At 69.2% G+C, this 10,175-nt stretch carries 3 protein-coding genes, 1 tRNA gene and 1 rRNA gene; 4 read left to right on the top strand and 1 reads right to left on the bottom strand.

Going from position 1 to position 10,175, the window contains the following annotated elements; translation table 11 throughout:
• The 3 genes from rrf to ACFUO4_RS10625 all read left to right on the top strand — a co-directional run.
• Window positions 1–93: ribosomal RNA gene (rrf, locus tag ACFUO4_RS10635) — 5S ribosomal RNA — on the top strand; the annotation flags it as partial.
• 114 nt (window positions 94–207) lie between these two features.
• The gene (locus ACFUO4_RS10630; protein ID WP_079313029.1) at window positions 208–870 is read left to right on the top strand and encodes a DegT/DnrJ/EryC1/StrS family aminotransferase; all 663 of its coding nucleotides are present in this window, start codon (window positions 208–210) and stop codon (window positions 868–870) included.
• Window positions 871–946: 76 nt separating this feature from the next.
• Window positions 947–1,022 (top strand) — tRNA-Thr (locus ACFUO4_RS10625).
• A 45-nt stretch (window positions 1,023–1,067) separates the two neighbouring features.
• Here the strand turns inward: ACFUO4_RS10625 and ACFUO4_RS10620 are convergent.
• On the bottom strand, window positions 1,068–3,818 hold the full coding sequence (locus tag ACFUO4_RS10620; protein WP_079313027.1) for a SpoIIE family protein phosphatase: 2,751 nt from the start codon (window positions 3,816–3,818) through the stop codon (window positions 1,068–1,070).
• A gap of 384 nt (window positions 3,819–4,202) precedes the next feature.
• On the opposite strand from ACFUO4_RS10620, the gene ACFUO4_RS10615 reads away from it, so the two are divergent.
• On the top strand, window positions 4,203–9,665 hold the full coding sequence (locus ACFUO4_RS10615) for a HAMP domain-containing protein (protein WP_383482169.1): 5,463 nt from the start codon (window positions 4,203–4,205) through the stop codon (window positions 9,663–9,665).
• Window positions 9,666–10,175: the final 510 nt, after the last annotated feature.

The following is a 10,175-nucleotide window of genomic DNA, read 5'->3' as shown; positions in this document are numbered from 1 at the left end:
ACGCCCGGTTACATTCCGAACCCGGAAGCTAAGCCTTACAGCGCCGATGGTACTGCAGGGGGGACCCTGTGGGAGAGTAGGACGCCGCCGAACAATTCTTCAAAGGGTTGGATCCTGAACTTCGGTTCGGGGTCCAACCCTTTTTTGTTCTGCGTCACTTGAAGTTCACGTTGCGCAAGGAGCATCCGCAGCATGGGTACTGCTGCAATGCTCAGGGCCGCCGGCGTCGGAGTCGGTGACGAGGTCGTCGTACCGGCCTTCGGGAACGTCGAGGTCGCCGAGGCCGTCGTGCTGACCGGTGCGATTCCGGTGTTCGCCGACATAGATCCGGTCACGTACTGCCTTGACGTGGCTGCCGTCGAGGCGGCCGTAACTCCTCGGACGGCGGCCGTGGTTGTCGTACACCGGTTTGGGCGGCGTGCCGACATAGCGGCGCTGCACGGCGTCGGGCAGCGGCACGGACTGCTCGTGCTGGAGCAGGGGGAGTCCGAGGCGCCGTACGACGAGGTGGCTCAGCGGCGGGAGCGGGCTGCCTATCTGGATGGGAAGTTGAAGGGCGTGTGGACCCCTGATGGCGGGGACGGGCACACCTATCAGCAGTACGTCGTGCGGGTCCCGGGGAACGGGCGGCCCGATCGGGACGCTTTTGCCCGGGCCTTGCGTGGGCGGGGAGTTGAGTGCCGGGTGCCGGTGAAGACTCCTGTGCACCGGCTGCCCGAGTTCCGGCGGTGTGTGTCCTTGCGGGAGACCGAGTTGGCGGCGGACGAGACGCTGGCTCTGCCCGTCGACGCCTCACTCACCAAGCGGGACATGCAGCGGGTCGTGGGTGCCTGCAATGCGCTCGGCGGGCTGCTTCAGGCCGCCTTCTGATCGGGTTTGGAGGCACGGGTCTGTTCGGGCTATGATCTATTCCGTTGCCGCGAGGGAAACCTCGAAAAAGCAACAGGCCCCCTTAGCTCAGTCGGCAGAGCGTCTCCATGGTAAGGAGAAGGTCAACGGTTCGATTCCGTTAGGGGGCTCCAGCCAAAAGGCCCCGCCCATTCGGGCGGGGCCTTTTTCGTGCTCTCTCAGTCCTTGTGCAGGCCCGGGATGCGCATGGCCAGGATCGCCATGTCGTCGGACGGGGCGTCCGAGGCGAAGCGCTCGACCGCGCGCATGACGCGGGCCGCGACCGCGCCGGCCGTCAGGCCCGTGCAGGTGGTGAGGACGTCGGTGAGGCCGTCGTCGCCCAGCATGCGGGTGCCCTCGCGGCGTTCGGTGACGCCGTCCGTGACACAGAGGAGAACGTCGCCCGGGTCCAGGGTGACCGACTGCTCGTACAGCTCCAGGTCCTCGATGACGCCCAGGAGGGGCTGCGGCTCGGCGGCCGGTTCGACCGTGCCGTCCTGGCGGAGGCGGAGCGGGAGGGGGTGGCCGGCGCAGACGACCTTCATCTCGGCGCTGCCGTCCTCCTGGGGGCGCATCTCGCCGTAGAGGAGGGTCAGGAAGCGGCTGCGGGCGCCCTCGTCGAGGATCGCGGAGTTGAGGCGCTCCAGGACCGCCGGGCCCGACAGGCCCTCCCTGGCGAGCAGGCGCAGGGCGTGCCGGGCGAGGCCCGTCACCGCCGCCGCGTGGGGGCCCGTACCGCAGACGTCGCCGATGGCGAAGCCGTAGACGCCGTCGCGGATGGGGAAGACGTCGTAGAAGTCACCCCCGACCTCGTTGCCCTCGCCGGCCGCCCGGTAGATGACCTCGACCTCGATGCCCTCGATCGCGGGCTGCTCGGGGGGCAGGAGGCTGCGCTGGAGGGACTGGCTGATGGCGGTGCGCTCGGAGTAGAGGCGGGCGTTGTCGAGGGCGAGGGCGGCTCTGCGGCTCAAGTCCTCGGCCAGTTCCAGGATTTCCTGGCGGAAGTGTTCGTCGGTGGGCTTGCCGAGGGTCAGCATGCCGATGACGCGGTTGCGCGCCACCAGGGGGAGGACCACTGTTTCGCCGCCCACCGCCGATGCCGTGGCCAGGGTGGGGCCGATGCCGGTGCTGAGGCGGCCGATCGGCTCGCCCAGGCCGAGGCTGCGCATGGAGGTGCGCAGGGCCGCCTGGTGGGCCGCCTCGGCGGGGGCCGACCAGACGCGGGCGCCCGGGGTGGGGACCGGGTCGGGCGGGGAGATCTTCGAGAGCAACGACTTGATGCCGTCGATGAGTTCCTCGTCCTCATGGAGGACGTACGACAAGTACGGTTCCGAGGCCTGGTCGGCGATCGTGTAGACGGCGCACCAGGTGGCGAGGGTCGGGACCGTCATCTGGGCCATCAGGGCCAGCGTCTGGTCGCGGTCCAGGGTGCCGGCGAGGAGGTCTGAGGCCTCGACCAGGAAGCTGAGAGAGCCTCGGCGCAGGCGCTCCAGTTCGCCGAGGCGGGCCGATTCCACTGCCAACGCGATGCGGTCGGCGGCGAATTGGAGGCGCAGGGCCTCTTCGTTCGAGTATCTGCCGGGGGCCTCGGCGGCGACGCCCAGGGAGCCGGTGAGGCGGCCCTCGACCTTCAGGGGGACCGTGACGACCGAGCGCATGCCGGTGCCGCTGAGGAGGGGGACCGCGCCCGGGACCGCCGACAGGTCGTCGTGGACGGCCGGCATGCGTGCCGAGCCGTAGCGGCCGGGGCCCGCTTCGACGGGCACGCGTGCGAAGCGCTGGCGGGCGGAGGGGAGGCCGGTGGAGGCGCGGACCTCCAACTCCGTTTCGTCGTCGGTCGCGAGGAGCAGGAAGGCGGAGTCGCCGTCGAGCATGTCGCGGGCGCGCTCCACCGTGCGCTGGAGGAGGCCGTCGAGGTCGTCCGGGGCCGGGGAGCCGATGAACACCTCGAAGGGGTCGGCGCTCTGGCCGTCGCCGGTGGCCGAGGCGTCGGACGCCGGGATGCGCAACGGGGTCTGGAGGACCGCGCGTTCGTGGTCGCGGACCAGAAGGCAGACCGTGGAGGGCTCGCCGCCGGTGTCGCGGACGCGGAGGTGGGAGGCGTACACCGGTGTGACGCGGCCGTTGGCGCCGCGGATGCCGTAACTGCCTTCCCAGCGCGAGAGTTGGAGGGCCTCGGCGATGCCGGTGCTGGTGCCCGGGGTGTGCGGCCAGGCCGCCAGGTCGGTCAGGGGCTTGCCGGTGACCTGGTCGGCCGGGTAGCCGAAGAGTTCCTCCGCGTCCTCGTTCCAGGCCGTGATGGCCGCCGTACGGTCGATCTGGACGACCGCCACGCGGACGCGGCCGTCGGCGAGGGGGAGGAGGTCCGCGGGGAGGGACGGGCCGGCGGCGCGGGTGCCCACCGGGCGCTCGGGGAGGTCGAGCTGGAACCAGACCTGCTTGTGGGTGGGCGTGTAGTCGACGCCCCAGCGGGCGGCCAGGGCCGCGCACAGCTGGAGTCCGCGGCCGCCCTCGCGGTCGGGGCTGCCCATGGTGGCGGGGTGGCCCTGGAGGGGGATCTCGCGTTCGGGATAGCGGTCGGCGACCTCGATCCGTACGCCGTCGTCGCTGCGTAGACACAGGACGTCCGCGGCGGTGCCCGCGTGCACCACGGCGTTCGTCACCAGTTCGCTGGTGAGGACCACCGCGTCGTCGACGATGTCCGCGAAACCCCAGCCCTGGAGCGTGTCGCGGACGAAGGAGCGGGCGCTCGCGACCGATCGCCCGACGGGCTCGAAGCTGGCGGCCGCGCGCGCGGTGATCACTGAACTCCTCGTCCGGTTGTCGGCATGCAGGGCTCCGTGGCCGACCGGCTCGTGCCGCTGGTGCGGCAGGCCGTCCGTCGGCCGGCGGTCCGGGGGATGTCCCCCCGGGATCAGTCCGGTGGTCATGTTGTGCGGCCGCCCCTCCGATGCCCGCTCGTGCTCGTGCCACCGCCCAGGCCGGACGGACCGGCGCGGCTGGACAGCCGCATGCAAGGTTACTTACCTTCCCCGTCCATGCGGATGCCGGTCACCAGTGTTTTGTATCCGCCGGAGGGTGTGCGGACGATGTGCGAAGCTGCCGAACTGTTATGGCCGGGTTCAGCCAGGGTGAAACACTGGGCAAGCTTCTTGTGAAGGTCCGGGCAGGCCGGGTGTCATCTGCCGCGAGTGGGCAGCAGCCCGTGGTGCGGCCTGGTATATCCGGCACGGGTACACAGCGGCATCAGCCGGTACGTCGGTCAGTAGTACCGGAGCACAGCAGTAACGGTCGACCCCTGCGGGAGGGACACAGTGGAGTCTGGCGCAGCGACGCGGGGCACTAAGACGCGCGCGAAAGGCGGACAGTCCCTGAACAACCAGCGCAAACCGCGCGGCGGGACCACCGCGGTGGACACGGCCGCCCTGAACCGACTGCTGGCGGCCCTGGTGTCGATGCGGGACGGGAACTTCCGCAAGCGGCTCACGGTGTCCGGTGACGGCGTGTTGTCCGAGATCGCGGCGGTTTACAACGAGGTGGCCGACCGTAATCTGCATCTCACGGGTGAGCTGTCCCGGGTGCGGCGGATGGTGGGCCGTGAGGGCAAGCTCACAGAACGGCTGGAAATCGGCGCCTGTGAGGGGTCGTGGCTGACGGCCATCGACGCCTCCAACGCCCTGGTCGACGATCTCGTACGGCCCGTCTCCGAGGTCGGCCGGGTGCTCTCCGCGGTCGCGGAGGGTGATCTGTCGCCGCGTATGGAGCTGCGGACGCAGGCGCCGGACGGGAGCGGGCATCCGCTGCGCGGGGAGTTCCTGAAGGTCGGCCGGACCGTCAACAATCTGGTCGACCAGCTGTCGACGTTCACCGACGAGGTCACGCGCGTGGCCAGTGAGGTGGGCACCGAGGGCAAGCTGGGCGGGCAGGCCAAGGTGCGCGGGATGTCGGGTTCGTGGAAGGACCTCACGGATTCGGTCAACACCATGGCGTACCGGCTGACGGCTCAGGTGCGGGACATCGCGCTGGTGACGACGGCCGTGGCCAAGGGTGATCTGTCGCGCAAGGTCACCGTTCATGTCGCCGGCGAGATGCTGGAGCTGAAGAACACCGTCAACACGATGGTGGACCAGCTGTCGTCCTTCTCCTCCGAGGTGACCCGCGTCGCGCGCGAGGTCGGCGTCGAGGGCGAGCTCGGCGGGCAGGCGCAGGTGCCCGGTGTGGCCGGTGTGTGGAAGGACCTCACCGATTCGGTGAACCTGATGGCCGGCAATCTGACGGCCCAGGTGCGCGGGATCGCCCAGGTGACGACCGCTGTGGCGAGCGGTGATCTGTCGCAGAAGGTGACCGTGTCGGCACGGGGCGAGGTCGCCCAGCTCGCGGACACGATCAACCAGATGACCGAGACGCTGCGGATCTTCGCTGACGAGGTCACGCGCGTGGCCAACGAGGTCGGTGGCGAGGGGCAGCTCGGCGGGCAGGCGAACGTGCCGGGTGCGGCGGGGACGTGGAAGGACCTCACCGATTCGGTGAACACGGTCTTCCGGAACCTGACCATCCAGGTGCGGGACATCGCCGCCGTGACGACGGCCGTCGCCAGCGGTGACCTGTCGCAGAAGGTCACCGTCGACGTGGCCGGCGAGATGCTGGAGCTGAAGAACACCGTCAACGGGATGGTGGACCAGCTGTCGGCGTTCGGTGCCGAGGTCACGCGGGTGGCGCGTGAGGTCGGTGTCGAGGGTGAGCTGGGCGGGCAGGCGCAGGTGCCCGGGGCGGCCGGCACCTGGAAGGACCTCACCGACTCCGTCAACACGGCGTTCCGGAACCTCACCGGACAGGTGAGGAACATCGCTCAGGTGACGACGGCCGTGGCCAACGGCGACCTGTCGCAGAAGGTCACCGTCGACGTCTCCGGCGAGATGCTCCAGCTGAAGAACACCGTGAACACGATGGTGGACCAGCTGTCGGCCTTCGCCGACCAGGTGACGCGGATGGCCCGGGACGTGGGCACCGAGGGCCGCCTGGGAGGTCAGGCCGTCGTACCGGGTGTCTCGGGTACGTGGAAGGAGCTCACCGACTCCGTCAACTTCATGGGTGGCAACCTCACCTCGCAGGTGCGGCAGATCGCCCAGGTGACGACCGCGGTGGCCCAGGGTGACCTGTCCCAGAAGATCGACGTCGACGCGCGCGGCGAGATCCTGGAGCTGAAGAACACCATCAACACGATGGTCGACCAGCTGTCCGCCTTCGCCGAGCAGGTGACCCGGGTGGCCCGTGAGGTGGGCACCGAGGGCCGCCTCGGCGGGCAGGCGCAGGTGCCCGGCGTCGCGGGTGTGTGGCGGGACCTGACGGACTCCGTGAACGGCATGGCGTCCAACCTGACCGGCCAGGTGCGCAACATCGCCCAGGTCGCCACCGCGGTGGCCCGGGGTGACCTGTCCCAGAAGATCACCGTGGACGCGCGCGGCGAGATCCTGGAGCTGAAGAACACCCTGAACACGATGGTCGACCAGCTGTCGTCCTTCGCCGAAGAGGTCACGCGCGTGGCGCGCGAGGTGGGCACCGAGGGCATCCTCGGCGGCCAGGCCGAGGTGCAGGGGGTCTCCGGCACCTGGAAGGACCTCACGCAGTCCGTGAACTTCATGGCGAACAACCTGACGATTCAGGTGCGCAACATCGCCGAGGTCACGACCGCGGTCGCCAAGGGCGACCTGTCGAAGAAGATCACCGTCGACGCCAAGGGCGAGATCCTCGAACTCGTCAGCACCGTCAACACGATGGTGGACCAGCTGTCGTCCTTCGCCGAGCAGGTGACCCGGGTGGCCCGCGAGGTGGGCACCGAGGGCATCCTGGGCGGTCAGGCCCATGTGCCGGGTGTCGTCGGCATCTGGAAGGACCTCAGCGACAACGTGAACCTGATGGCCAACAACCTGACCATGCAGGTGCGGAACATCTCCCAGGTGGCGTCCGCGGTCGCCAACGGCGACCTGACACGGACGGTGACGATCGAGGCGCGCGGTGAGGTCGCGCAGCTCGCCGACACCTTCAACACCATGGTGAAGACGCTGAGTTCGTTCGCCGACCAGGTCACCAAGGTGGCCCGCGAGGTGGGTACGGACGGCATCCTCGGCGGACAGGCGCGGGTGCCCGGTGTGGCCGGTACCTGGAAGGACCTCACCGAGTCCGTGAACCAGATGGCGTCCAACCTGACCGGTCAGGTGCGGAACATCGCCATGGTGACCACGGCCATCGCCAAGGGCGACCTGACGAAGAAGATCGACATCGACGCGCGCGGCGAGATCCTGGAGCTGAAGACGACCATCAACACGATGGTCGACCAGCTCTCCTCCTTCGCCGAGGAGGTCACCCGAGTCGCCCGCGAGGTGGGCACCGAAGGACAGCTCGGCGGCCAGGCGCGCGTGCGTGACGTCGACGGCACCTGGCGGGACCTCACCGAGTCCGTGAACGAGATGGCCGGGAACCTGACCCGGCAGGTGCGTGCCATCGCGCGCGTGGCGACCGCGGTGACCCGAGGCGACCTGAACCTGAAGATCGACGTGGACGCCTCCGGGGAGATCCAGGAACTCCAGGACTACATCAACAAGATGATCGCCAACCTGCGCGACACCACGATCGCCAACAAGGAGCAGGACTGGCTCAAGGGCAACCTGGCCCGTATCTCCGCGCTGATGCAGGGCCGCCGCGACCTCGCGGACGTCGCCTCGCTGATCATGAGCGAGCTGACGCCGGTCGTCTCCGCGCAGCACGGCGCGTTCTTCCTCGCGATGCCGCTCGTCGACGGCAAGGACGCGGGCGCCGACCAGGAGGACCCGTACGAACTGCGCATGCTCGGCTCGTACGGCTACTCCATGGGGTCCATGCCGACGTCCTTCCGGCCGGGTGAGGCGCTCATCGGGACGGCCGCGCAGGAGAAGCGCACGATCCTCGTGGAGAACGCGCCCAGCGGCTATCTGAAGATCTCCTCGGGGCTCGGTGAGGCGCCTCCGGCGCAAGTGATCGTCCTTCCGGTGCTGTTCGAGGGCCAGGTGCTCGGTGTGATCGAGCTGGCCTCCTTCACTCCCTTCACGCAGATCCAGAAGGATTTCCTCAACCAGATCGCCGAGATGATCGCGACCAGCGTCAACACCATCTCCGTCAACACCAAGACCGAGGTGCTGCTGAAGCAGTCGCAGGAGCTGACCGAGCAACTCCGTGAGCGGTCGGCCGAGTTGGAGAACCGGCAGAAGGCCCTCCAGGCGTCCAACGCCGAACTGGAGGAGAAGGCCGAGCTGCTGGCCCAGCAGAACCGCGACATCGAGGTCAAGAACACCGAGATCGAGGAGGCGCGGCAGGTCCTCGAGGAGCGCGCCGAGCAACTCGCCGTCTCCATGCGGTATAAGAGCGAGTTCCTCGCCAACATGTCGCACGAGCTGCGCACGCCGCTCAACTCGCTGCTGATCCTCGCCAAGCTGCTCGCCGACAACGCGGACTCCAACCTCACCCCGAAGCAGGTGGAGTTCGCCGAGACCATCCACGGGGCCGGCTCCGACCTGCTCCAGCTCATCAACGACATCCTCGACCTGTCGAAGGTCGAGGCGGGCAAGATGGACGTCTCGCCGACCCGCATCGCGCTGGTCCAGCTCGTCGACTACGTGGAGGCCACGTTCCGGCCGCTGACCGCGGAGAAGGGCCTGGACCTGTCCGTACGGGTGTCGCCGGAGCTGCCCGCCACGCTGCACACCGACGAGCAGCGCCTCCTCCAGGTGCTGCGCAACCTGCTGTCCAACGCGGTGAAGTTCACCGACTCGGGCTCGGTCGAGCTGGTGATCCGGCCGGCCGGCGCGGACGTGCCGATGCAGATCCGCGAGCAGCTCCTGGAGACCGGTTCGCTGCGCGACCCGGACGCCGGTCTGATCGCGTTCTCCGTCACCGACACCGGGATCGGGATCGCGGCCAGCAAGATGCGGGTGATCTTCGAGGCGTTCAAGCAGGCGGACGGCACGACCAGCCGCAAGTACGGCGGTACGGGCCTCGGGCTGTCCATCTCGCGGGAGATCGCCCAGCTGCTCGGCGGCGAGATCCACGCCCAGAGCGAGCCCGGGCGCGGCTCGACGTTCACGCTGTATTTGCCGCTGCACCCGAGCGAACTGCCGCCGCAGGGCTACCAGCAGCCCATGCCCGCGCTGGAGGCCGGTGAGCTGCTCGCCTCGGAGAGCAACGGGCTGTCCGAGGTGGAGGTCGAGACGCCGGCCGAGGTGCGGTCGTACCAGGAGACGCAGAACGGGGCCGCCGCACTGTTCAGGCGCCGCCGCCGGACCCTGCCGGAGCTCGAGCAGCGGCCTGAGCAGCAGTGGTCGGCGACCGAGCAGAACCAGGCGACGGAGGTGCGGCGCGGTATCCGGTTCGGCGGCGAGAAGGTGCTCATCGTCGACGACGACATCCGCAACGTCTTCGCGCTCACCAGCGTGCTGGAACAGCACGGGCTGTCCGTGCTGTACGCCGAGAACGGCCGCGAGGGCATCGAGGTCCTGGAGCAGCACGACGACGTCACGGTCGTGCTCATGGACATCATGATGCCGGAGATGGACGGGTACGCGACGACGACGGCGATCCGCAGGATGCCGCAGTTCGCGGGCCTGCCGATCATCGCGCTGACCGCGAAGGCGATGAAGGGCGACCGGGAGAAGGCGATCGAGTCGGGCGCCTCCGACTACGTGACCAAGCCGGTCGACCCCGATCACCTGCTGGCGGTCATGGAGCAGTGGATGCGGGGCGCGTGACGCCGCGCGCCGCGGCCGGTGCGGAGGGCGTACGGGGTCGCGTGGCGCGGTCGGTCCGGAGGGCGTCGTGTGGCGCGGTCGGTCCGGAGGGCGTCGTGTGGCGCGGTTGGTGCGGAGGGTGTGCCGGGCCGTGTCAGGCAGGGCCGGTGCGGAGGGTGTGCCGGGCCGCGTCAAGCAGGGCCGCGCGGGGCCGTGGGGCGTGGAAGTGGTGTGGGAATCGTGAGGGGTGCGTGACGGGGTCGCGTGAGGGTCGCGTGACCGGACGGGGCGGGCTTCGCGGGGATGCTGGGGGAACCTTCTGTGTTCACGCGGAGTTGCTGACTCAGTGTGCTCGAAGCCGTGTAGAAGTACGGGATTCGGGGAACCTTCTGGTCCCCGCTTGCGTTTCTGCTACGTGCACAGTGACATCGCGGTGACAGGGTGTGGCGACGGGCGGGGTGCGGCTACCATGACCGGCACAAGGACGGGCGGCGAAAGGGAGTCGTCCTCAGGGGCGGCGCCCGGTGCACA

The organism is Streptomyces sp. NPDC057280, assembly GCF_042668605.1.
Taxonomy (GTDB): Bacteria; Actinomycetota; Actinomycetes; order Streptomycetales; family Streptomycetaceae; genus Streptomyces.
The sequence above is the reverse complement of the archived record's forward strand: the minus strand, read 5'-3'. Positions and strand labels throughout refer to the sequence as shown.